The organism is Roseateles sp. AC306 (assembly GCF_979253795.1).
Genome location: NZ_CEEDEB010000007.1, coordinates 211,781 through 233,528, shown reverse-complemented (window position 1 = coordinate 233,528; position 21,748 = coordinate 211,781). Strand labels below are relative to the sequence as shown.

Genomic DNA, 21,748 nt, shown 5'->3' with positions numbered 1-21,748 from the left:
GCGATCGCCCGGCCTATCGCCGGGCCCTGAGAGCCTGCAGCTCTTCGATGAGGTCCACCACGAAGGCCGCCAGCTCCGGGTTGGCGTCGAAGTCCCGTTCCACCGCCAGGATGCGGCGCGCGCGGCTCAGGTGAGGGCTCGAGAACCGGCGCTCGGCAGCGTCGCTGCTGTCTCGGATCAACAGCCCGGCATCCAGGCGCTGCTGCAGCCAGTCCGCATCGACTCCGCAGGCGCAGGCCAGTTCCTCCAGGCTCAGGCCGTGCTCGTCGATCACGAGGCCCAGCAGAACGGGTTCGTCGGCCATGTCATGCCCTCAGCGGTCAGGCCCGCTGCCACGCGGCTCGAAGGTCCTGCCGACGATCTCGGCCATTGCCTGGTAGGCCGTGCGGGCACCGGGCAGCGTTGATGGCGGCAGCACCACCTCGACCTCCAGCACCATGTCTCCAGCGGGCTCGCCGCCCAGGCCCCGGCCGCGCAGGCGCAGGCGTTTGCCATGCGGCGTGTCCGGCGGCACGGTCACGCTCACCTGGCCAGCGGGCGTGGTGGTGGTCACCTCGGCGCCCAGGGCTGCCTCCCAGGGCGCCAGCGGCAGGCGCTCATGCACATCGCGGCTCGGCGCGTGACCAATGCCGGCCTGCTTGAACTGGATCTCGACGTAGAGATCGCCGTTGGCCGCGCCGCCGCGCCCCGCAGAGCCCTGCCCGGGCAAGCGGAGGTGCTGGCCCGCGCGTATGCCCTTCGGTATCTGCACCTGGATCTGCCGCAGCGCCACGGCCCTGTGCCCCTTCTCGTCGGGCGCCAGGGTGCGCACCGTCACGGCGCGCACGGCACCGTCGATGGCGTCCGCAGCGTCGATCAGCAGCTTGACGTGCTCGTCCGAGCCGCGCGCAGGTTTGCCGTCGACAGGGTCAGGCTTGGCGGCGCGGCCGAACATGCCGGTGAAGAAATCGCTGAAGGCCTCGCCGGTGCGCCCCGGTGTCGGCTCACCGTCGAAGTCGAAGCCCTGCTTCCAGTCGCTCGCCAGGTCTGCACTGGCCTTGGTGGCCGCGCGTCGTTCAAGTTCGCGGTGGCGGACGTTGTCATAGGCCGCCCGCCGCTTGGGGTCGGACAGAACCTCATAGGCCTCGTTGACCTGGGTCATCGCGGCGTTGGCCTCTGGGGCGGCGTTCAGGTCCGGGTGATGCAGGCGCACCAGCCGTCGATAGGCCTGCTTGATCGCAGCCGCATCGGCGGCAGCGTCCAGCCGCATGACTTCGTAGTAGTCCTCGAAACGCATGCTGCGAGTGTGAAATTCTGGTGAGCATGCGCCATCGGACGGGGCCGCCCGCGTGGTGATGATTCGTCCTACAGCAGCGCGCCGCCGATACTCTGACGCTTCTGCTTTGCGGAGCCAGACCAAGCGCCCATGCCGTTCGACGTTGCCAATCAGACCGCCTCCGTGCAGCAGCGGCGCGCCGTAGGTCTGCTGTGCGCCGCCGTGTGCGGGGCGACCTTGCTGGCGCTGCCGGTGGCCTCCATGAAGCTGCCGGCGCTGCCGCACATCTCGGGCATCTACGGCGCCAGCGCCGCGATGATCGATTTCGCGACCTTCTGGCTGCTGATGTCGGCGCACAAGCCGTCGCGAGCGCTGCGCATCGTCGCGGCGGCCTACCTGTTCGCCGGGCTGATGGCGGTGCTGCATGTGCTGTCCTTCCCCGGCGCGCTGATGGCCGAGGCCTCGGTGATCGGCAACACCAACTCCGTGAGCTGGATGTTCCTGTCGTGGCGCACAGGCTTTCCTGTCTTCATCCTGTGGGCCGTGTTGACCGAGACGCGCCAGTCACACACTGCACCCGATTCGAGGCTGTCGCCCGCCGTCGTCGCCGTGGCTGCTGCCGTGGTCTGCCTCGCGGCGGCGTTGGCGGCCAAGGACTACTCGGCCTTTTCGCCGGGGCCGCAAGGGCTGCACTTCGGCACCTTCGACCGCCTGGCGTCCTACCTCGGCCTGAGCATTGCCGCACTGACGCTCGCGGTGATGCTGCGCCACGGCCTGGCCTGGCGGTCGCTCTATCTGTGGCTGATGCTCGTGTTGGTGTCCGAGGCCGTGGGCGTCTGGTTCAGCACGCATGGCGGCGGGCGCTACACCGTGGCCTGGTACGTCGCGCGGGTAGAAGGGCTGGCTGCGAGCGCTATCGTGCTGGTGTTGCTGGCCACGCACTTTCGCGAGCTGCAGTCGCGCCTGGGCGCGGCTGTCATCAGCCTGAGCGAGCGCACCGATGCGCTGCAGGCCGAGATCCAGCACCGCGAACGTGCCGAGCGCATGCTGGCCCAGTCGCAAAAGCTCGATGCTGTGGGCCAGCTCGCCGCCGGGCTGGCGCACGACATCAACAACTTCATGCAGGTGGTGTCGACGCGCGCCGAGCTGATCCGCCGCCGCACCCGGGCCGATGCCGCCATCGGCACGCCGGTGAGCGCAGACGTGGACGTCATCCAGCGCAACGTGCGCAAGGCGGAGCACCTGACGCGGCAGTTGCTGCTGTTCGCCGGCCGGCGCCCGCTGCAGGCCCAGGCCGTGCAGCTGCAACGGCTGCTTCCCGAGTTCCTGGAGGCCTTCCAACCGGTGCTGGGCCAGCGCGCCACCGTGAAGCTGGCCCTCGACGCCGACGCCTGGCCTGTGCAGGCGGACCCGACCGAGCTGGAGATCGCCCTCACCAATCTGCTCACCAACGCCCGCGACGCGAGCGAGTCCGGCGGCGTGGTGGACGTTCGCGTGGCCAACCGCAGCGATCCACAGCACGGCGACCGCGTCGTGCTCGCCGTGCAAGACCACGGCAGCGGCATTCCCGCGCCGGTGCTGGAGCGCGTGTTCGAGCCCTTCTTCACCACCAAGCCGCCCGGGAAAGGCACGGGCCTGGGCCTGTCCCAGGTGTACGCCTTCGCGCGCGCCAGCGGCGGTGAAGTCGTCATCGACAGCGTGGTCGGGCAGGGCACGACGGTTCGCATCGAGCTGCCCCGCCACCAGGCTGCCCTGGAAGCCGGCGCGACCCACGCCGACCCGGCAGGTGCCGCGCCGGCGGGCACGGTCGTGCTGCTGGTGGACGACAACGCCGACGTGCTGGAGGCGACCTCTTCGCTGCTGGAGCAGGCGGGCCTTGCCGTGCGCACCGCCAGCGGTGCCGCCCAGGCGCTCGCGCTGCTGGATGGCGGCCTGAGCCCGGCCGTGCTGTTGTCCGACATCGTGCTGGGCGATGTCGACGGCGTCGCCCTGGCCCAGCGAGTGCGCGCGCGGCTGCCCGGCGTGCGCATCGTGCTCGCCACCGGCTACAGCACCGCTGCAGCCGAGGCGCGTGCCCAGGGGTTCACGGTGCTGCACAAGCCCTACGACGCACCGCGGATGCTCCGTGAGGTGCTGGCCTTGCCGTCAACCTGACGCGGCGGCGCCCTGAAATTCGGCGTCCAGCGCGGCGCCCCACTCAGCCCGGGCGGGTGCCGGCGCAAAGCTCGCCTCCAGGCTGTTGCGCGCCAGCTGCCAGGCCTCGCGTGCGCCCCACTGCGGCTGGGCAGCGAACAGCGCCAGCAGGTTCTCGTTCAGGTAGCCGCCAAAGTAGGCCGGGTCGTCGGAGTTGATGGTCACGGCCAGGCCGGCGGCAAGCATCTGCGGCAGTGGATGCGCGGCCAGGTCGGGCACGACGCAGAGCTTCACGTTGGACAGCGGGCAGACCGTCAGCGGCATGCGCTGACGGGCCAGGCGCTGCATCAGCGCAGGGCTTTCAATGGCGCGCACGCCGTGGTCGATGCGCTCCACCTTCAGCAGGTCGAGCGCCTCCTCGATGTACTCGGGGGGGCCTTCCTCGCCGGCGTGGGCGACGCGGTGCAGGCCCAGTTCGGCGCAGCGGGCGAACACGCGCTCGAACTTGGCCGGCGGGTGGCCGCGCTCGGAGCTGTCCAGGCCGACGCCGATGAAGTGCTCGCGGTACGGCAGCGCCTCGTCCAGCGTCGCCAGGGCGTCGTCTTCGCTGAGATGGCGCAGGAAACACAGGATCAGCGCGCCGCTGACGCCCAGCTTTTCGCCCGCATCGGCGCAGGCGCGCGACAGGCCCCGGATGACGGTGGCCATGGTCACGCCGCGCGCGGTGTGCGTCTGCGGGTCGAAGAACAGCTCGGCGTGGACGATGTGGTCGCGCGCCGCCTTCTCGAAATAGGCCCAGGCCATGTCGTAGAAGTCCTGCTGCTGCAGCAACACGCTGGCCCCGGCGTAGTAGATGTCGAGAAAGGTCTGCAGGTCGGTAAAGGCATAAGCCGCCCGCAGCGCCTCGACGCTGGCATAGGGCAGGGCGATGCCATTGCGCCCGGCCAGCGCAAAGATCAGCTCGGGCTCCAGCGAGCCCTCGATGTGGATGTGCAGCTCGGCCTTGGGCATGCGGGCCAGCAGGCCGGGAAGGGCTGAGCGCGGGATGCGGTCGAAGTCGATGTCGGCAGTCATGCGCTCAGTGTCCCCGGTGAGGCCTCACTTGTTGCCGGGCACCTTGCCCTCGACGCCTTTGACGAAGAACTTGATGCCGCCCAGGAAAGCGTCGTCCGCGACCGTGTCCTTGGCCAGCACTTCCTTGCCCGTGTTGTCGACGAGCGGGCCCTTCCAGATCGAGAAGCTGCCGTCCTTCAACCCGGCCTTGATCTGTTCGACCTTGGCCTTGGTCTCGGCCGGCACGTCGTCGGCAACGGAGACCAGGTCGATCGCACCCTCCTTGACACCCCACCAGGCCTTGCCCGTGGCCCACTGGCCGTCCAGCGCGTCGCGCGTCGCCTTGATGTAGTAGGGCGCCCAGTTGATGACGGCCGAGCCCAGGTGGGCCTTGGGGCCGTAGGCCTTCATGTCGGAGTCCCAGCCGAAGGCGCGCTTGCCCTTTTCCTCGGCGGTCTTCAGCACGGCGGCGGAGTCTGTGTTCTGCATCAGCACGTCGGCGCCGCCGTTGATGAGGGCGACTGCCGCTTCGGTTTCCTTCGGCGGGTCGAACCACTCGTTGACCCAGACCACCTTGGTCTTGATCTTGGGGTTCACGCTTTGCGCGCCGAGCGTGAAGCTGTTGATGTTGCGGATGACCTCGGGAATGGGAATGGAGCCGACCACGCCGATGGTGTTGGTCTTGGTCATCGCCCCGGCGATGACGCCCGCCAGGTAGGCGCCTTCATAGGTGCGGCTGTCGTAGGTGCGCAGGTTGTCGGCCGTCTTGTAGCCGGTGGCGTGCTCGAACTTGACGTCCTTGTGCTCGGCCGCGACCTTGAGCATGGGCTCCATGTAGCCGAAGGTGGTGCCGAAGACCAGCTTGTTGCCCTGGCCGACGAGGTCATTGAAGACGCGCTCGGCGTCGGCCGCCTCGGGCACCTTCTCGACGAAGCTGGTGGCGATCCTGTCGCCGAACTCCTTCTCCAGCGCCTTGCGGGCGTTGTCGTGCGCAAACGTCCAGCCGCCGTCACCGACCGGGCCCACATAGGCGAACGCGATCTTCAGCGGCTCTGGCTTGGCGGCGGCGGCCGAGGCGGCCGGCGCGGCGGCAGGCGCCTCCTCCTTCTTCGAGCAGGCGGTGAGCGTGGCGGCCGCAGCGAGTGCGGCCAGTGCGAAGGTCCGGCGGGTGACGGTGGGTGTCATGCGTTCTCCTGGGGGTTGGTGGGTTAGGTGGACAAATCAGTGGCCGGGTTTGAAGGGCTTGCCGAGCGATGCCGGCATGTTGGCCTTGATCCAGGCCGGGTTGCGCGAGATCAGCACCAGCACGACGATGGTGGACAGGTAGGGCAGCATGCTGAGCCAGTGGCTGGAGATGTCGATGCCCTCGCTCTGCAGATGGAACTGCAGCATGGTCACGCCGCCGAACAGGTAGGCGCCGAGCAGCACGCGGGCCGGCCGCCAGGTGGCGAAGGTTGTCAAGGCGAGTGCGATCCAGCCTTTGCCGGCCACCATGCCCTCCACCCACAGCGGCGTGTAGATCAGCGACAGGTAGGCGCCCGCCAGGCCGCACAGCGCGCCCCCGGCCGCCACCGCCGCGAGGCGGATGCGACGCACCGGGTAGCCCAGCGCATGGGCCGACTCGGGCGACTCGCCCACCGCGCGCAGCACCAGGCCGGCCCGGGTGCGGTACAGGAAGACGTGCAGCGCCACTGCCAGCGCCATGGCCAGGTAGACCATCGGGTGATGCTCGAACAGCGCCTTGCCCAGCACCGGCAGGTCGGCCAAGCCCGGGATGGCCCAGTGGCTGCGTTCTGTGAGCCTCTGCTGCGTGTAGCTGATGCCCACGAAGGCCGAGAAGCCGGCACCGAACAGGCTCAGTGCCAGCCCGGTCGCATAGGGGTTGGTGTTGAGCCAGATCACCAGCATGCCGAAGAACACCGCCAGCACGACCCCCGCCGCCATGCCGGCCGCAAAGCCGAGCAGGTCCGAGCCGCTGTGCACGGCGGTCGCATAGCCGGCGATGGCCGCCACCAGCATCATTCCCTCGGCGCCCAGGTTGACGATGCCCGCCCGCTCGTTGATCAAGAGGCCTAACCCGGCAATTGCCAGCACCGTGCCGGCGCTCAGCGTCGCGGCGATGAGCAGCGCGATCTCGTTCATGCCGGTGCTCCCGCGCGTGCCTTGGCTTTTTCCCTGGCCGCCGCGACCCAGCGGATGCGGTATTGCAGTCCGTGGTCGCAGGCCAGCAGCGTGAATAGCAGCAACCCTTGGAAGACGCTGGTCAGCGCCTTGGGCAGGCCCATGCGGCTCTGTGCCAACTCGCCGCCGATGTAGAACATGCTCATCAGCACGGCCGAGAAGACGATGCCCACCGGATGCAGCCGGCCGACGAAGGCGACGATGATGGCCGCGAAGCCGTAGCCCACCGGCACGTAGGGCGTCAGCTGGCCCAGCGGCCCCGCCACTTCCAAGGCGCCTGCCAGGCCCGCCATGCCGCCTGAGAGCAGCAGCGCCGTCCACAGCGCGCTGCGCGACGAGAAGCCGGCGTAGCGTGCTGCGGCCGGTGCGATGCCGCCCACGGTCAACGCATAGCCGCGGTAGGTGCGGAACTGGAACACTGCAAAGGCCACCACCGCGAGCAGTGCGATGACGACGCCGATGTTCATCCGCAGCCCCGGCACCAGGCGCGGCAGGCGCGTGCCCGGCGCGAACAGCAGGGTCTGCGGGAAGTTGTAGCCGTCCGGGTCCTTCCAGGGCCCGTAGACAAGGTAGTTCAGCAGCAGGCCGGCCACGTAGACCAGCATCAGGCTGACCAGGATCTCGTTGGTGTTGAAGCGGTCGCGCAGCAGCGCCACGACGCCCGCCCACAGCATGCCGCCCGCCATACCGCCCAGCAGCACCGGAACGACGAACCAGGCCGAGGTGTCGGGCCCTGCCTGCATGGCCACCCAGCCGGCGCCCAGGGCGCCCAGCACGAACTGGCCCTCGGCGCCGATGTTCCAGATGTTGGCGCGAAAGCACACCGCCAGGCCCAGCGCGATCAGCGCCAGCGGCACGGCCTTGACGCTGAGTTCCGACAGCGCCCGGCCGTTCTTCAGCGGCTCAACGAAGAACAGGCGCAGCGCCTGCACTGGGTCCTTGCCCAGCGCGGTGAACAGCACGACGCCGATCAGCACGGTGATGGCCAGCGCCAGCAGCGGGGCGGCCACGGCCAACAACATGGAGGTTTGGGTGCGCGGCTCAAGCTTGAACATCGCTGGCCTCCTTTGCGGTATCGGCGCCGGGCCACAGCCCCGACATCCATTCGCCGATCTGCTCGCGCGTGGCCGCAGCGATGGGCACCGAGGGCGACAGCCGGCCATCGGCGATGACGTGCAGCCGGTCGCAGACCTCGAACAGCTCGTCCAGCTCCTCGCTGAAGACGAGCAGCGCGCAGCCCTGGTTGCGCAGGCGCAGCAGCTCGCCGCGGATCTGCGCGGCCGCGCCCACGTCCACACCCCAGGTGGGTTGAGCAATGATCAGCAGCCTGGGCGCCGCGTCGATCTCGCGGCCGACGATGAACTTCTGCAGGTTGCCGCCCGACAGCGTGCGCGCCATCGCGTCCGGCCCCGGCGCCTTGACGCGAAAGCCCTCGATCAGCTTCGCCGCCAGCCGGCGCGCGTCGCCGAGGCGCAGCCAGCCACCGCGGCCGACCGCCTCGGTGCGCGTCAGCAGCGTGTTCATGGCCAGCGACAGCGTCGGCACCGCGCCGCGGCCCAGCCTTTCCTCGGGCACGAAATGCAGGCCCGCCGCACGGCGCCGCGCCGGCGCGGCCTGGGCGATGTCCTGATCGAAGAGCCGGATGCTGCCGGCCGGCGCGCGCGGGTCTTCGCCCGAGAGGGCCGCCAGCAGCTCCTGCTGGCCATTGCCCGACACGCCGGCCACGCCGACGATCTCGCCCGCACAGACGTCAAAGCCGATGTTCTTCAGCGTCACGCCGAAGGGGTCCAGCTGAGCCAGGCCCAGATCGCTCACACGCAGCACGGACGCGCCGGGCCGACCCTCGCGAGCGGTGAGCACCGGCGCATCGGCGCCGATCATCAGCCGCGACAGGCTGGCATTGCTCTCCTGGCGCGGGTCCACCTCGCCCACCACGCGGCCGCCGCGCAGCACCGTGCAGTGGTGGCACAGCGAGCGGATCTCGTGCAGCTTGTGGCTGATGTAGAGGATGGCGCAGCCCTCGCTGCTGAGCTGGCGCAGCGTCACGAAGAGGCGCTCCACGGCCTGGGGCGTCAGCACCGAGGTGGGCTCGTCCAGGATCAGCAGCTGCGGCTGTGTCAGCAGCGCGCGCACGATCTCGACACGCTGGCGCTCGCCGACGCTGAGCGTGTGCACCGGGCGGGCCGGGTCCACGGGCAGGCCGTACTCTGCCGACACCGCGCGCGTCTGCTCGGCCACCTCGGCCAGCGACAGCGCCTTGTCCAGCCCCAGCCAGATGTTCTCGGCGGCGGTCAGGGTGTCGAACAGCGAGAAGTGCTGGTAGACCATGCTGATGCCCAGCGCCCGCGCCTGCGCCGGGCTGGCCACCGCCACCTCGCGGCCGTTCCAGGCCATCTGCCCGGCATCCGGCCGCGTGGCACCGTAGATGATCTTCATCAGCGTCGACTTGCCGGCGCCGTTCTCGCCCAGCACGGCGTGGATCTGCCCCGGCGCCACCTTGAGGTGGACACCATCATTGGCGCGGACCCCCGGGTATTGCTTGGTGATGCCGATCAGTTCAAGCCTGGTCATGTGAGCCCCTCGTCCAGTCGCGCCCCGCTGAACGCGGGCGCGCCCAGCCGGTCCCCCGAGGGGACAGCGACGCTTGCGGCATTGAGCCGCAAACGTCGCCCGGCGGGCCGGCTTGGGAGCGGCCCGGCGCTCGGCCCGAAAACCGCAAGCATCATCACCGGCTTCAGAAGTGGTATTCGGCCCTGATCATCGGCGTCTTGGCAAAGGCTCCGCTTCCGGCCGGACCCTTGTACGGGTTGCCAAACTTGTTGCGCCAGTACTGGTACTCCAGCCCGATCTTGAACTTGTTCGGCGTCGCGCCGGTGGCGGCGCCCACGTCGAGCATGACCTGGCCATCGAAGTTGGTCTCGGGCCCTGTCGCGCCGCCGAACTCGTTGGTGCCTTTGCTGGCGATGTAGTTGGCGAAGCCTTCGAAGGCCAGGGGCAGCTTGCCGAACGGGATGCTCCAGGCCGCCGTCAGCATCACATGGGTCTTGTAGTCGTAGCGCGGCGTTGCCGTGCTGCTGAACTTGTTGTACGGCGCGTTGCTTTCCTTCAGCAACAGCAGGCTGACGTTGAGGAAGCCCGGCACGTCCATCATGAACGTCGGGCCGAGCACCAGCATCTGCTTGCGCGAGTTGTAGCCTGCGTCGACCTTCACGTTGGCGTCGAAGCCGACCGTGAGGCCCATGCCGCGCACGGGACCGAAGGCGAATTTGCTGTCGGTGACCTTGGACAGGTCCAGCGTGTGGCGATAGACGATGTAGACCTCGCTGGCGCCGCTGCCCGAGTTGGGACTGGACGGGTCCTTCTTGTCCGACAGCAGCAGGTCGGCGTTGAAGAAGTTGCTGCCGTAGCTGTAGCCGCTGGCGTGGTTGAGGTTGACGATGCTCTTCTTGATGTCGTTGGTGCCGAAGGGCTCGCCGAACTTGGTGCCGTAGCGGTAGCCGATGGACGTGTCGCTCCAGTCGGCGGCTGAGGCTGTGCCGGCGGCGAGGGCGGCAACGGTGGTGCAAAGCAGGCGCGTGGTCGTTCTCATGGTGAAGTTCCTCTGTGGATGGTTGGGAAGACTCTTGAAATGAGGCGCCGGGCGGTGGGTCTGCATCAGGCATCCCTTCGCGCGCGGTAGAGCATGTCCAGCGTGATGTGCCTCACTTCCAGCTTGCTCTGCTGGATGTGGGCGCGCAGCAGGCGCTGGGCTTCGTCGGTGCGCCGCCGCGTGATGGCGCGCAGGATGCGGGCGTGCTCGTCGTAAGTGGCGGCGATGCGGGCCGACTTGGTGAAGTCCAGGCGCCGGATGATGCGGATGCGCTCGGTGATTTCCTTGTGCACGCGGGCCATCTCGCGGTTGCCGCTGCCCTGTACCAGCAGCGCATGGAAGCGCTCGTCCAGCAGGCCCACCTGCGCCGCGTCATCGAGGCGCTCGGCCGGCGGCAGCAGCCAGGTGTCGGCCAGCTGAGCCAGTTCGGGCCGCTGCTCGCTCTCGGCCAGGTGGCGCGCGGCCTCGCACTCGATCAGCGTGCGCAGGTCGTAGAGCTCGTCCATCACGTCGAAATCGAGCGGCGCCACCTGCCAGCCCAGACGCGGCAGCAGGTTCAGGAAGCCCTCGCGCTCCAGCCGCTGCAGCGCGGCGCGCAGCGGTGTGCGGCTGACGGCCACGCGCTGCGCCAGCTCCGTCTCGGAGACGCGGTCGCCGGGCATCAGCTGAAAGTCGAAGATCATCTGCTTGAGCCGCGCATAGGCCTGGTCGGTCAGGCTGGCGGCCTCGGGCGCGGTGGTGCTGCTCACGGGGCCGCCACGGGCAAGGGAATCATGCTCACGTGGGCCGCGACGATGCGCCAGCCTTCGGGCAGGCGTGCCCAGGTCTGCGTCTGGAAGCCCCGCAGCGGCGTGTCGCTGCGCACGAACTCCACTTGCGCCACCGCCATGTCGGGCCCGAAGGCGTGCAAGCGCAGATGCTCCAGTCGCCGCGTGAAGTTGGGCGCGGGCGTGGCGGCGCGGTAGGCCATCAGCTCGGCAATGCCCCATTGCCGGTCGGCGATGCCGTAGCGCGTGGTGCGCTCGTCCTGCCAGAAGAAGGCATTGAGCGCGGCCACGTCGTTGCTCATCAGCGCCTGCTCGTAGGCCTCGAACACGGTGCCGAGTTCGGCCAGGACGGCCGGGTCGTCGATGTGGCTGGCGTCCATCATGAGGACGCCGCCAAGTAGGCGCGCCAGCCGCCGTGGTGGCTGATGTCGGGGGCGCCGAGGAGCGCCGCGCCCTCGCAGATGAAGCCCTTGACCCAGCTTCCGTCGGCCAGCTCCAGGCTGCCCAGGCCCAGCGGCGGCGGGATCAGCGCCAGCAGCGAGCCGATGTCGGCCTGCGGCAGCTGGTAGACCTCGACCTCGATGGGGTGGCCGCTGTCCGCATCGGCCACGCGCGCCAGGCCGGGCTTGGGCGGCACCGTGCCGGGCAGCGCATGCAGGCGGTAGCGCGGTGCGGTCTGCGTGCGGGCCTGCAGCCGGGCGCCACGGGCTAGCAGCTGGCCATGCAGGGGCAGGCCTTGCAGATGGGCGCCGACGACGGCCAGCAGCAGCGTGGGCTCCGCGCGAGGCAGGGCCTGCACGCGGCGGTCGGCGGCCTGCGCGTCGCGCAGGCGGGCGCCCAGCGGCGCGGGGCCGGCGGCCTCCCAGCGCAGGCCGAAGTCGACCAGCGCCGCGTCGGCCCCGCCCGGGGCGATCAGCGTGATGCCGAAGGGCAGCGGGCTCTCGCCTTCGGGCAGGCTGCCCGGCAGGGCCAGGGCCGACCAGCCCAGCAGGTTGACGAAGTTGGTGTAGCGGCCCAGCTCGCTGTTGCGCAGCACGGGCTCGGCGGCCACGGCGGCGCGCGTGGGGCAGGTGGGGGCGGTGGGCACGAGCAGTGCATCCACCTGCTGCCACAGGCTTTGCAGCTCGGCGCGCAGGCTCTCCAGCTGGTAGCGGCCCTCGAAGGCGGCCACCGCGTCCACGCCTCGGCCCTGGGCGATGACGCGGGCCACGGTAGCGTCCAGGGCCTCCGGGTGGGCGGCCAGCAACGCTTCGACGACGCTCAGGCGCTCGGCCACCCAGGGGCCTTCGTAGAGCAGTTTGGCAACCTCGAAGAGCAGCTCGAAGTCCAGCGGCACCAGCTCGGCGCCCAGGGCTCGGGCGCGCTCCTGCGCGGCGTCGAAGGCGGCCGACCAGCCCAGAGCGGCATCGCAGCCGGGCTCCAGCGGTACGCCCAGGCGCAGCACCGTGCGCGAGCCGCCAAGCCAGGGCGGGCGCGGCGCGGCGATGTGAAAGCGCGGCTCGTCGGCCTCGGCGCCCTCGAAGAGAGAGAAGGCCAGCGCCGCGTCAGCCACGGTCAGCGCGAACACGCTCACCACGTCCAGCGTGCGGCAGGCCGGCAACACGCCGCGCATGGGTACGCTGCCGGGCGTGGGCTTGAGGCCCACGAGGTGGTTGAAGCCGGCGGGCACGCGGCCGGAGCCGGCGGTGTCGGTGCCCAGCGCCAGCGGCACCAGGCCGCGTGCGACGACCGAGGCCGAGCCCGAGCTGGAGCCGCCGCTGACATAGGCGGGCGCGAAGCTGTTGGGCACCTCGCCATAGGGCGAGCGCGTGCCGACCAGGCCGGTGGCGAACTGGTCCAGGTTGGTCTTGCCGACGACGATGGCGCCGGCCGCCTGCAGGCGCTGCACGCAGGTGGCCGAGTGTTCAGGCAGGTTGGCGAAGGCCGGGCAGGCGGCGGTGGTGGGCATGCCGGCCACGTCGATGTTGTCCTTCACGGCCAGCGGCACTCCCCACAAGGGCGTGGCCGGGCCGCGCGGCGGCAGGGCAGCGAGTTGCGTGGTTAGTTGCTCGGGTGTGCAGCGGTGTATCCAGGCGGTGTCGCCGGGGTCAAGGCTTGCCAGCAGGCCGGCCAGCAGCGCTTGCGGCTCGGCGCCGGCGGCGTAGGCGGCCTGCCAGTCGGCAATCGTGTGCAGCGTCGTCATGCGTGGCCTTCCTCATCATGTTTGCCGCCCATGAAGGCGCCGAGCGACTGGCGCGTGGCCTCGGTGGCTGCCACGTCGTGCACGATGCGGCCTTCGCTCATGACGACGATGCGGTCCGCCAGGGACAGCAGTTCGTCCAGGTCCTCGCTGACCAGCAGCACGGCCGCACCGCGGTTGCGCGCGGCCATCAGGCGGCCGTGAATCTCGGCGACGGCGGCAAAGTCCAGCCCAAAGACGGGGTTGCTGACCAGCAGCAGCTCGGCCTCGCCCGCCAGTTCGCGGGCCAGCACGGCGCGCTGCACATTGCCACCCGACAGCGTGCGGATGGCGGCGCGCTCGCCCTGCGTCTTGACGCCGTACTCGGCGATCCACGCGCGCGCCCGCTCGCGCAACGCGCCCCAGCGCACCAGGCCGCCGCGCGCCCACGGCACCTCATCAAAGCTGCGCAGCGCCATGTTCTGCGCCACGCTCAGCGGCCCGACGCAGGCATTGCCCAGCGGCTCCTCGGGCAGGCTGCGCACCTTGCGCGCGCGGTTCTCGGCGCGCTTGGCGAGGAAGGTTTCGCCATCCACCGTCACGCGGCCGCCCAGGCGGGCCCGCTGGCCGACCAGCGCCTGCATCAGCTCGCGCTGGCCATTGCCGCTGACGCCTGCGATGCCGACGATCTCGCCGCGCCGCACGTTCAACGCCAGGTCGCGCACCGCGGGCTCGCCACGGTCGCCCATCACGCCCAGGCCGGCGATGGCCAGCTTGACTTCGCCGGGCGCGCGCACCTCGCGCACCCACTTGCTTTCGGTCACCGTGCCGCTATGGCTCTCACCCACCATCGCGGCGGCCAAGCTGTCGGGCGTGCAGTCGGCCACCGCGCCGGTGGCAGCCAGCGCGCCTTTGCGCAGCACGCTGACGTCGTCGGCGTAGGCCATTACCTCGCGGAACTTGTGCGTGATCATCAGCACCGAGCAGTCCATGGCATGGGCCCGCTCGCGCAGCGCGCCCAGCACCTCGTCGGCCTCCTGCGGTGTCAGCACCGAGGTGGGCTCGTCCAGGATCAAGAGGCGCGGCTTGAGGAAGAGCTGCTTCAGGATCTCCAGCTTCTGCTTCTCGCCGGCCGACAGCTCGCTGGGCCGCGCGTCCAGCGGCAGGCGGAACGGCGTGGTGCTCATGAAGTCGTCCAGCTCGGCGCGGGCGGCCTTCCAATCCACCACCATCGGCAGCTTGCCGCGTGCCAGCAGCAGGTTCTCGGCGACGGTCATGCCGGGCACGACGGTGAAGTGCTGGTAGACCATGCCCAGGCCCAGGTCGCGCGCCGCCACGGGCGAGTTGATCTCGCGCTCGCGGCCGTCCACCAGCACGGCGCCTTCCGTGGGCCGGTGGTAGCCGACGATGGCCTTCACCAGCGTGCTTTTGCCGGCGCCGTTCTCGCCCAGCAGCGCATGCACGGTGCCGGGCCGCACGGTGATGGAGACGTCGTCCAGCGCCGTGAAGCTGCCAAAGCGCTTGGTGAGGCGGTAGGTCTCGAGATGCAGGGCGTGCATGAAGAAGGCCTTCTCAGAGCGGCGCCAGCAGGTCCAGCACGGCCTGCGAGTCGGCCACGGCGCCGAACACGCCGCCCTGCATCAGGATCATGTTGAGCGCGGCGGCGTGGTTGCCGGGGTCGGTGGCGCCGGTGCAGTCCGACAGCATCAGGCACTCGAAGCCGCGGTCGTTGGCCTCGCGCATGGTCGTGTGCACGCACACGTCGGTCGTGATGCCGGTGAGGATGAGATTGCGTATGCCGCGCGTGTGCAGCACCAGCTCCAGGTCGGTCGCGCAGAAGCTGCCCTTGCCGGGCTTGTCGATGATGGGCTCGCCAGCGATGGGGTAGAGCTCAGGGATGATGTCCCACCCCGGCTCGCCGCGCACGAGGATGCGGCCGCAGGGCCCGGCGTCGCCGATGCCGCGGCCCTCGGTGCCGATCTGCCGCGAGCGCCACAGCTTGTTGGCGGGCAGGTCAGACAGGTCGGGGCGGTGGCCCTCGCGGGTGTGGATGACGTGCATGCCGACGCGCCGTGCGGCGGCCAGCAGCACCATCAGCGGCTCGATGGGCGCGCGCGTCATCGACAGGTCGTAGCCCATCTTGTCGACGTAGCCACCGATGCCGCAGAAGTCGGTCTGCATGTCGATGATGACCAGCGCGGTGTTCTGCGGCGTGATGTTGCCGTCGAAGGGCCAGGCATAGGGCTGGGAGTGCAGGGTGGGCATGGTGGGTTTCCTTTCAGCGCGAGACGCCGAGTTCGGCGGGCGCCCCCTTGAGGGACTGGCTCGGTGTGCAGGTGATGACCAGGATCACCAGCGTCAGCACATAGGGCACGGCGTTGAACAGGTAGTAGCCGCCGCTGACGCCCACGCTTTGCAGCGCCGGGCCGATGGCCACCGCACCGCCGAACAGCAGCGCCGCACCCAGGCAGCGCCAGGGGTGCCAGCGCGCGAAGATGACGAGGGCGACGGCGATCAGGCCCTGGCCGCTGGACAGGCCTTCATTCCAGCTGCCGGGGTAGTAGAGCGACAGCGACGCGCCGCCCAGGCCGGCTATCGCGCCGCCCGCCGTGGTGGCGGCGATGCGCACCGCGTTGACCGAGTAGCCCAGCGCGCGCGCGGCATCGCTGCTGTCACCGGCCATGCGCACCACCAGTCCCCAGCGCGTGTTCTTGAAGCCCCAGGCCAGCAGCGCCGCCAGCGCCACGCCGATGGGGAAGAGGGCATTGACCGACAGGGCGGTCTGCACGGCCGACGAGTCGCTCCAGGCGCCGAGGTGCAGCGACGGGATCTGCGGCGCCTGCGGCTGAATCAGCGGCTTGCCGAGGTAGAACGCCAGACCGGTGCCGAGCAGCATCAGCGCGATGCCGGTGGCGATGTCGGACACGCGCGGCAGCGAGCACAGCAGGCCGTGCAGCAGCGCCAGCAGCGCGCCGGCCGCACAGGCCGACAGCACGCCCAGCCACGGCGAGCCGCCTAGGTAGGCGCCGCCGAAGCCAGCCATGGCGCCGAAGACGAGCACGCCTTCCAGGCCGAGGTTGATGCGGCCGCTCTTCTCGGTCAGGCATTCGCCGAGGCTGACGAAGAGGAAGGGCGTGCCGACGCGCAGTGCGCCGCCGATGACGGCGAGCAGCAGGTCGGGGATGGCGGCGAGATCGAGACTCATGCGGCCCCCTGAACGGCTGCCGTCGGTCGTGCCGGCGCAGGCCGCTTGGCGACAACGCGCGGTGCGAACAGCCGGCCACGCAGAGCCTCGGCCGCGAGGATGAAGACGAAGGCAAAGCCTTGCAGCACCAGCACCGAGGCGTCGGGCAGATCGAGCCGCCGCTGCAGCAGGCTGCCCGCCGCCGCGAAGCCGCCGAACAGCACCGCCACCGGCGGGATGGCCCAGGGGTTGTGGCGCGCCACGAAGCTGACCAGGATGCCGGTGTACCCCAGGCCGGCGATCACCGAAGCATTGGCCGCCGTGTGCACGGCCGCCACTTCGATGGCGCCGGCCAGCCCGGCGGCTGCACCGCCCAGCGCGCAGGCGAGCAGGATGATGCGGTCGGTGGGCAGCCCCACCAGGCGCGCCGTGCGGGCGTTGCCGCCCACCACGCGCATCGCAAAGCCCGAGGCGCTGAAGCTCAGCCAGGCGCCGCAGGCCACGCACACCCCCACGCCGATGACGAGGCCCCAGTGCACGTCGCCCAGCCAGGACGCCATGGCCGCGTCGCCCATGATGGGGCCGATGCGCATGCCTTCCGCCAGGGGGTGGGTGGAGGGCTTGTTCAGGCTCGCCGGGTCGCGCATCGGGCCTTCCACGAAATGCTTGAACAGCGCGATGGCGATGTAGCTCAGCAGCAGGCTGGAGATGGTCTCGTTGACGCCGCGCCACTGGCGCAGCCAGCCCGACAGCATCACCCAGCCGCCGCCCAGCAGCGCACCGGCCAGCAGCACCAGGGCGCTGCCGACCACATTGGCCGGCGGCCCGAAGAGATAGGGGAGGCCGGCGCAGCCGAGAGCGCCGAGCACCAGCGCGCCCTCGCCGCCGATCATCGTCAGCCCGGCCTGCGCCGGCAGCGCCACGGCCAGGGCCGTGAGCATCAGCGGCGCGGCGCGCAGGAGCGTGTTCTGCCAGGAGAACGCGTCACCAAAGGCGCCCAGGAACAGCAGCTTCCAGGCCTCCACCGGGTCCGTGCCGCCCAGCCACACGAAGACGCCGAACAGCAGCAGCGCGGCGGTGAGCGCGAAGACGGGCAGCAGCAAGGCTTCGGCGAAGCCTTGCGCTCGTGAGGTGGCGACCATGGCGGCGGCTCCTGGCTGGGTCAGAGGAAGGACGGGGTCAGACCTTGCCGATGACGCCTTCCACCAGGTAGGCCATGCCTTCGAGCTCCATGTCGGTCTGCTTGAACGCCTTGCCCGCCGGGATCACCACCTTGCCGGTGTTGTCCTTCAACTCGCCCTTGAAGATGTCGAAGCTGCCCGCGAGCATCTGGGCGCGGATGGCCTCGGCCTGCTTGCGCGCGCCTTCGGGCACCGAGCTGCCGTAAGGGCTGCTCTTGACGAAGCCGTCCTTGAGGCCACCGCGCACGAAGTTCGGGTGCGGCTTGCCGGTCTGCGCGGCTTCGATGATCTGCTTGTACGCCGTGATCCAGTTCCACTCGGCGCCCGTCAGGTAGGCCTGCGGTGCGAGCTTGGCCTGGCTGGCGTGGTAGCCGCAGACGAACTTGCCGCGCTTGGCCGCCGTCTCGACGATGACTTTCGGGCCGTCGACGTGCATGGTGAACACGTCCACGCCCTGGTCGGCCAGGCTGTTGGTCGCCTCGGCTTCCTTGACCGGCATGCTCCAGTCGCCGGTGAAGATCGCCGTCGTCGTGATGGCCGGGTTGACGCTGCGTGCGCCCATCGTGAAGGCATTGATGTTGCGCAGCACCTGCGGGATGGGCTTGGCGGCGATGAAGCCGAGCTTCTTGCTCTTGGTTGCGTGCGCGGCAATCACCCCGTTCAGGTACTGGGCCTCGTCGATGTAGCCGAAGAAGCTGCCGGCGTTCTTCGGATGCTTGGCCGCGTTCCAGAGGCCGCCGCAGTGCGCGAAGCGCACGGCCGGGTACTTGGGCGCCAGGGCCAGGATGTGCGGGTCGAAGTAGCCGAAGGAAGTCGGGAACAGCAGGCCCGCGCCGTCCTGGGCAATCATGCCCTGCATCGTTTTCTGCACCGAGTTGGTCTCGGGAACGTTCTCCTCCTCCACCACCTTGAGGCCGGGCATCTTCTTGACCAGCGCGGCCGCCTCGGCATGCGCCTGGTTGTAGCCGTAGTCGTCCCGCGGACCGACGTAGATGAAGCCCACCGTCAGGGGTTTTTGGGCCAGCGCCAGCCCGCTCCACCCGGCGGTCATCACTCCCGCCCCGGCAGCCCCCGCGCTGCTCAGCCAATCCCGGCGGTTCCACTGTGATCGCGTCATCTCGACTCTCCTCAGGTTGTTCGGCCACGACATCCGCCCGGCTGCGTGCCGGATGGTGTTCAGTCTGGTATACAAGCAGAGGTCGTGCCAGGCTTTCTGCTCGATGAGGCTGGACGCAAGCGCACTCGGGCGGTGCGGAAACAGGGCTCAGTGGCGCAAATGAGGGCGTGTGGGCACGATCCCGACATCAGGCCGGCGCGTCGTGCTGGCGGCTTTCATCGGAACGTCGAAATTCGACTTGCTGCGCCAGTGACTGCAACGTGCTGTCGGATCTTGCGGGACGCTATGAGAGCGAAGCGCTCGCTTTCCGACCGGGGTCTCGCGACTGCACGAGATCCTCGGAAGAGCCGCCGTGGTTCAGTAGGCGCCCAGCGCTTCGCCAAGCTCATGCTGCAGGTGGTCCCGCTGGCAAAGCGCAACGACCATTTCGGGCGACGTGTTCGGGATGCCGACAAAGTAGGCCGCCAAGCCCACCTCGTCCGAATGCGTGAGTGCTGCCGCTATCAGCGCCTGACGGGTCGCGTCTCCGGGCGTCCATTGCTCGTCCGTGTTCACGACAGTCGGCGCTGGGGACAGCTTCACCAACTCGGCGGCTAGATCGCGGATCAACTGGGCGGCATCGGCGTCATCAGTCCTGAATGTGCGCGCAAGAGCGATGAGGTGAGTTCGGGTGCTCATGGTCGTGCTGCGGCAAGCTGCGTGCCGTCTCAGGGCCCGCCGTAGAGGGGCATGCGGATTGCTGCGCGACGACTCTTCGCCACTCCGGCCGACTCGCGGGCGCACCTTGCGGGGGGCCGCTCATGCACCATGACCCTTACCGACGACACGACCCGTCCGCCGCTGGCGCTGTGGGGCGGCCTCGAGTGCACCGTCAACCGCGTGAAGGACCAGTACTTCTGCCAGATGCAGCGCAATGGCCACGCCGCGCGCGACGGTGACCTGGAGCGCTTCGCCTCGCTGGGCATCCAGGCCATCCGCTACCCGGTGCTGTGGGAGCACACCGCACCCGCAGGCCTGGCTGCGGCGGACTGGTCCTGGCCGGACGAACGGCTGCCACGGCTTCGGGCACTGGGCATCACGCCCATCGTGGGCCTGGTCCACCACGGCAGCGGCCCGCAGGACACCCACCTGCTGGACCCTGACTTTGCCGAGCGTCTGGCCGAGTTCGCCGGTGCCGTGGCGCGCCGCTATCCCTGGGTGAGCCTTTACACGCCCGTCAACGAACCCCTCACCACCGCCCGCTTCAGCGCGCTGTACGGCGTTTGGTATCCGCACGCCCGGGACGACCGCAGCTTCGTGCAGGCGGTGCTCAACCAGTGCCGCGCGGTGGTGCTGTCGATGCGGGCGATCCGTGAGGTGAACCCGGAGGCGCAGCTGCTGCAGACCGACGACCTCGGCAAGTCATACAGCACGCCTGAAATGGCCTGGCTGGCGGACTTCTACAACGCCCGCCGCTGGCTGTCCTGGGACCTGCTCTTTGGCCGCGTGGCGCCGGGGCATGAGATGTGGGACTACCTCATCTCCACCGGCGTGCCGGCTGCCGAGTTGCTGTGGTTCCGCGACAACCCCTGCCCGCCGGACATCGTCGGGTTGAATCACTACCTGACCAGCGAGCGCTGGCTGGACCACCGCACGGAGCGCTTTCCGGCCAAACACCTGGGCAGTTCCAGCGGCGTGGCCTTTGCAGACATCGAGACGCCCCGGGTGCTGGCGACACCGACGCCCGGCATCGGTCCGCTGCTGCAAGAAGTCTGGGAGCGCTACGGGACGCCGATGGCCATCACCGAGGTGCATCTGGACGGCACGCGGGAAGACCAGATGCGCTGGCTGCAGGAGGTCTGGCACGCGGCGCAGGCCTCGCGCGCCGCTGGCGTGGAGCTCCGCGCCGTGACGGCCTGGGCGCTGCTCGGCGCTTACGACTGGAACTGCCTCGTGACCGAGTGCCGCGGCTACTACGAGACTGGCCCTTTCGACGCCCGTTCCCCCACGCCGCGGCCCACGGCCCTGGCGCGCCTGATGCGGGAGCTGTCGTCCGGCCGGCAACCCGCGCACCCCGTGCTGCAGGGCCAGGGCTGGTGGCGGCGCCCGGGCCGCTTCTGGTGCCCGCCGGTCTCGACGCCCAGCACGGTGGCGGTGCTGGCCGCGCAGCGCGCAGTGGCTCGCAGCCACCTCGGCCGGCCGGTGATCATCAGCGGCGCCACCGGCACCCTCGGCCGCGCCTTCGCCCGGCTGTGCGAGAGCCGCAACATCGCCTACCGCATCCTCAGCCGCCAGGAGATGGACATCACCGACCCGGTCTCGGTGGACGCCGCCCTGCGCCAGCACAGCCCGTGGGCCGTTATCAATGCCAGCGGCTATGTGCGGGTCGACGATGCGGAGGCCGATGCCGAACGCTGCCTGCGCGAGAACGGTCTGGGCCCGGCGATCCTTGCGGCGGCCTGTGCCCGCCAGGGCGTTCAGCTGCTCACCTTCTCCAGCGACCTGGTCTTCGACGGCGAGCAGCGCACGCCCTATGTCGAGTCCAACCCGGTGCGGCCGCTCAACGTCTACGGCCGCAGCAAGCTGCAGGCCGAGCAAGGGGTACTCGCCGCCCTGCCCAGCGCACTGGTCGTGCGCACCAGCGCCTTTTTCGGCCCCTGGGACGAGCACAACTTCGTGAACCATGCCATCGACACCTTGCGGGCGCCGCGCCGCGTGCGCGCCGCGGGCGACGTCATCGTGTCGCCCACTTACGTACCTCACCTCGTGCATGTGTCGCTGGATCTGCTCATCGACGGCGAAGCGGGGCTGTGGCACCTGACGAATGCCGAGCCGGTGAGCTGGGCCGAACTGGCCCGCCGGGCAGCGCGGGCGGCCGGGCTGGATGCCGCCCTGGTGGAGGAGGTGCCCGCCACCACCCTCGGCTGGACGGCGGCGCGGCCGTCATACAGCGCCCTGTCCAGCGAGCGTGGGCTGCTGCTGCCGTCGCTGGACGAGGCCCTCGCTTGCCATGTGCAACTGCGCGCGGGCTTGGCTGCGTCGGTCGACCGGCACGACAAGGAGCCGCCCGGCCACTACGGCAGCTACAGCAGCGGAACCAGCTAGCCGCATCACCTGAGCTTCGGACGCTGCCAAGCCGATTTCAGGTAAA

19 protein-coding genes are annotated in these 21,748 nt (G+C 69.8%); 2 read left to right on the top strand and 17 right to left on the bottom strand.

What is annotated here, in order from left to right; genetic code table 11:
• Positions 1 to 13 precede the first annotated feature (13 nt).
• Both AC0IZJ_RS16175 and AC0IZJ_RS16170 read right to left on the bottom strand, forming a co-directional pair.
• Positions 14 to 304 (bottom strand): MerR family transcriptional regulator, encoded by a 291-nt coding sequence (locus tag AC0IZJ_RS16175; protein ID WP_471851695.1) that lies wholly within the window; start codon positions 302 to 304, stop codon positions 14 to 16.
• A 9-nt stretch (positions 305 to 313) separates the two neighbouring features.
• Entirely contained in the window at positions 314 to 1,276 is a 963-nt protein-coding gene (locus tag AC0IZJ_RS16170; RefSeq protein ID WP_471851693.1) for a DnaJ C-terminal domain-containing protein, read from the bottom strand.
• A 129-nt stretch (positions 1,277 to 1,405) separates the two neighbouring features.
• On the opposite strand from AC0IZJ_RS16170, the gene AC0IZJ_RS16165 reads away from it, so the two are divergent.
• Positions 1,406 to 3,409 carry an ATP-binding protein gene (locus AC0IZJ_RS16165; RefSeq protein WP_471851691.1) on the top strand — a complete coding sequence of 668 codons (2,004 nt, stop codon included), beginning with the start codon at positions 1,406 to 1,408 and terminating at the stop codon, positions 3,407 to 3,409.
• On the opposite strand, the gene AC0IZJ_RS16160 is transcribed toward AC0IZJ_RS16165, so the two are convergent.
• The 15 genes from AC0IZJ_RS16160 to AC0IZJ_RS16090 form a co-directional block, all read right to left on the bottom strand.
• On the bottom strand, positions 3,401 to 4,462 hold the full coding sequence (locus AC0IZJ_RS16160) for an adenosine deaminase (RefSeq protein WP_471851689.1): 1,062 nt from the start codon (positions 4,460 to 4,462) through the stop codon (positions 3,401 to 3,403). The two genes, AC0IZJ_RS16165 and AC0IZJ_RS16160, sit on opposite strands and share 9 nt — an antisense overlap.
• Before the next feature lie 24 nt (positions 4,463 to 4,486).
• Entirely contained in the window at positions 4,487 to 5,626 is a 1,140-nt protein-coding gene (locus AC0IZJ_RS16155) for a BMP family ABC transporter substrate-binding protein (protein WP_471851686.1), read from the bottom strand.
• A gap of 36 nt (positions 5,627 to 5,662) precedes the next feature.
• Entirely contained in the window at positions 5,663 to 6,583 is a 921-nt protein-coding gene (locus tag AC0IZJ_RS16150) for an ABC transporter permease (protein WP_471851684.1), read from the bottom strand.
• Positions 6,580 to 7,677, bottom strand: coding sequence for an ABC transporter permease (locus AC0IZJ_RS16145; protein WP_471851682.1), 1,098 nt, complete (start codon positions 7,675 to 7,677; stop codon positions 6,580 to 6,582). Before AC0IZJ_RS16145 ends, AC0IZJ_RS16150 begins: the two co-directional genes overlap by 4 nt.
• Entirely contained in the window at positions 7,664 to 9,193 is a 1,530-nt protein-coding gene (locus tag AC0IZJ_RS16140) for an ABC transporter ATP-binding protein (RefSeq protein ID WP_471851680.1), read from the bottom strand. Before AC0IZJ_RS16140 ends, AC0IZJ_RS16145 begins: the two co-directional genes overlap by 14 nt.
• Before the next feature lie 163 nt (positions 9,194 to 9,356).
• Positions 9,357 to 10,211 carry an outer envelope protein gene (locus AC0IZJ_RS16135; RefSeq protein WP_471851677.1) on the bottom strand — a complete coding sequence of 285 codons (855 nt, stop codon included), beginning with the start codon at positions 10,209 to 10,211 and terminating at the stop codon, positions 9,357 to 9,359.
• Positions 10,212 to 10,276: 65 nt separating this feature from the next.
• Complete coding sequence (locus tag AC0IZJ_RS16130) at positions 10,277 to 10,960, bottom strand: GntR family transcriptional regulator (protein ID WP_471851675.1); 684 nt, start codon at positions 10,958 to 10,960, stop codon at positions 10,277 to 10,279.
• Positions 10,957 to 11,358, bottom strand: a complete 402-nt coding sequence (gene hpxZ, locus AC0IZJ_RS16125) for an oxalurate catabolism protein HpxZ (RefSeq protein WP_471851672.1) — start codon at positions 11,356 to 11,358, stop codon at positions 10,957 to 10,959. Before hpxZ ends, AC0IZJ_RS16130 begins: the two co-directional genes overlap by 4 nt.
• Positions 11,358 to 13,160 carry an allophanate hydrolase gene (gene atzF, locus AC0IZJ_RS16120; RefSeq protein WP_471851669.1) on the bottom strand — a complete coding sequence of 601 codons (1,803 nt, stop codon included), beginning with the start codon at positions 13,158 to 13,160 and terminating at the stop codon, positions 11,358 to 11,360. Before atzF ends, hpxZ begins: the two co-directional genes overlap by 1 nt.
• Positions 13,157 to 14,695, bottom strand: a complete 1,539-nt coding sequence (locus AC0IZJ_RS16115) for an ABC transporter ATP-binding protein (protein ID WP_471851668.1) — start codon at positions 14,693 to 14,695, stop codon at positions 13,157 to 13,159. Before AC0IZJ_RS16115 ends, atzF begins: the two co-directional genes overlap by 4 nt.
• A 13-nt stretch (positions 14,696 to 14,708) precedes the next feature.
• Positions 14,709 to 15,401 (bottom strand): biuret amidohydrolase, encoded by a 693-nt coding sequence (biuH, locus tag AC0IZJ_RS16110; RefSeq protein ID WP_471851666.1) that lies wholly within the window; start codon positions 15,399 to 15,401, stop codon positions 14,709 to 14,711.
• Between the two features lie 13 nt (positions 15,402 to 15,414).
• On the bottom strand, positions 15,415 to 16,341 hold the full coding sequence (locus tag AC0IZJ_RS16105) for an ABC transporter permease (RefSeq protein ID WP_471851664.1): 927 nt from the start codon (positions 16,339 to 16,341) through the stop codon (positions 15,415 to 15,417).
• The gene (locus AC0IZJ_RS16100) at positions 16,338 to 17,462 is read right to left on the bottom strand and encodes an ABC transporter permease (protein WP_471851662.1); all 1,125 of its coding nucleotides are present in this window, start codon (positions 17,460 to 17,462) and stop codon (positions 16,338 to 16,340) included. The genes AC0IZJ_RS16105 and AC0IZJ_RS16100 overlap by 4 nt, the downstream gene beginning before the upstream one ends.
• A gap of 37 nt (positions 17,463 to 17,499) precedes the next feature.
• Positions 17,500 to 18,618, bottom strand: coding sequence for a BMP family ABC transporter substrate-binding protein (locus AC0IZJ_RS16095; RefSeq protein ID WP_471851660.1), 1,119 nt, complete (start codon positions 18,616 to 18,618; stop codon positions 17,500 to 17,502).
• Between the two features lie 357 nt (positions 18,619 to 18,975).
• The gene (locus AC0IZJ_RS16090; RefSeq protein ID WP_471851658.1) at positions 18,976 to 19,296 is read right to left on the bottom strand and encodes a hypothetical protein; all 321 of its coding nucleotides are present in this window, start codon (positions 19,294 to 19,296) and stop codon (positions 18,976 to 18,978) included.
• A 129-nt stretch (positions 19,297 to 19,425) separates the two neighbouring features.
• Between AC0IZJ_RS16090 and AC0IZJ_RS16085 the strand changes: the two genes are divergently transcribed.
• Positions 19,426 to 21,702 carry a family 1 glycosylhydrolase gene (locus AC0IZJ_RS16085; protein ID WP_471851655.1) on the top strand — a complete coding sequence of 759 codons (2,277 nt, stop codon included), beginning with the start codon at positions 19,426 to 19,428 and terminating at the stop codon, positions 21,700 to 21,702.
• The last annotated feature ends 46 nt before the right edge of the window (positions 21,703 to 21,748 follow it).

Excerpts from the sequence above, each read along its gene's own strand:
- AC0IZJ_RS16175 (WP_471851695.1), bottom strand. The coding sequence starts at position 304 with ATGGCCGACGAACCCGTTCTGCTGGGCCTCGTGATCGACGAGCACGGC.
- AC0IZJ_RS16170 (WP_471851693.1), bottom strand. The coding sequence starts at position 1,276 with ATGCGTTTCGAGGACTACTACGAAGTCATGCGGCTGGACGCTGCCGCC.
- AC0IZJ_RS16165 (WP_471851691.1), top strand. The coding sequence starts at position 1,406 with ATGCCGTTCGACGTTGCCAATCAGACCGCCTCCGTGCAGCAGCGGCGC.
- AC0IZJ_RS16160 (WP_471851689.1), bottom strand. The coding sequence starts at position 4,462 with ATGACTGCCGACATCGACTTCGACCGCATCCCGCGCTCAGCCCTTCCC.
- AC0IZJ_RS16155 (WP_471851686.1), bottom strand. The coding sequence starts at position 5,626 with ATGACACCCACCGTCACCCGCCGGACCTTCGCACTGGCCGCACTCGCT.
- AC0IZJ_RS16150 (WP_471851684.1), bottom strand. The coding sequence starts at position 6,583 with ATGAACGAGATCGCGCTGCTCATCGCCGCGACGCTGAGCGCCGGCACG.
- AC0IZJ_RS16145 (WP_471851682.1), bottom strand. The coding sequence starts at position 7,677 with ATGTTCAAGCTTGAGCCGCGCACCCAAACCTCCATGTTGTTGGCCGTG.
- AC0IZJ_RS16140 (WP_471851680.1), bottom strand. The coding sequence starts at position 9,193 with ATGACCAGGCTTGAACTGATCGGCATCACCAAGCAATACCCGGGGGTC.
- AC0IZJ_RS16135 (WP_471851677.1), bottom strand. The coding sequence starts at position 10,211 with ATGAGAACGACCACGCGCCTGCTTTGCACCACCGTTGCCGCCCTCGCC.
- hpxZ (WP_471851672.1), bottom strand. The coding sequence starts at position 11,358 with ATGGACGCCAGCCACATCGACGACCCGGCCGTCCTGGCCGAACTCGGC.
- atzF (WP_471851669.1), bottom strand. The coding sequence starts at position 13,160 with ATGACGACGCTGCACACGATTGCCGACTGGCAGGCCGCCTACGCCGCC.
- AC0IZJ_RS16115 (WP_471851668.1), bottom strand. The coding sequence starts at position 14,695 with ATGCACGCCCTGCATCTCGAGACCTACCGCCTCACCAAGCGCTTTGGC.
- biuH (WP_471851666.1), bottom strand. The coding sequence starts at position 15,401 with ATGCCCACCCTGCACTCCCAGCCCTATGCCTGGCCCTTCGACGGCAAC.
- AC0IZJ_RS16105 (WP_471851664.1), bottom strand. The coding sequence starts at position 16,341 with ATGAGTCTCGATCTCGCCGCCATCCCCGACCTGCTGCTCGCCGTCATC.
- AC0IZJ_RS16100 (WP_471851662.1), bottom strand. The coding sequence starts at position 17,462 with ATGGTCGCCACCTCACGAGCGCAAGGCTTCGCCGAAGCCTTGCTGCTG.
- AC0IZJ_RS16095 (WP_471851660.1), bottom strand. The coding sequence starts at position 18,618 with ATGACGCGATCACAGTGGAACCGCCGGGATTGGCTGAGCAGCGCGGGG.
- AC0IZJ_RS16090 (WP_471851658.1), bottom strand. The coding sequence starts at position 19,296 with ATGAGCACCCGAACTCACCTCATCGCTCTTGCGCGCACATTCAGGACT.
- AC0IZJ_RS16085 (WP_471851655.1), top strand. The coding sequence starts at position 19,426 with ATGACCCTTACCGACGACACGACCCGTCCGCCGCTGGCGCTGTGGGGC.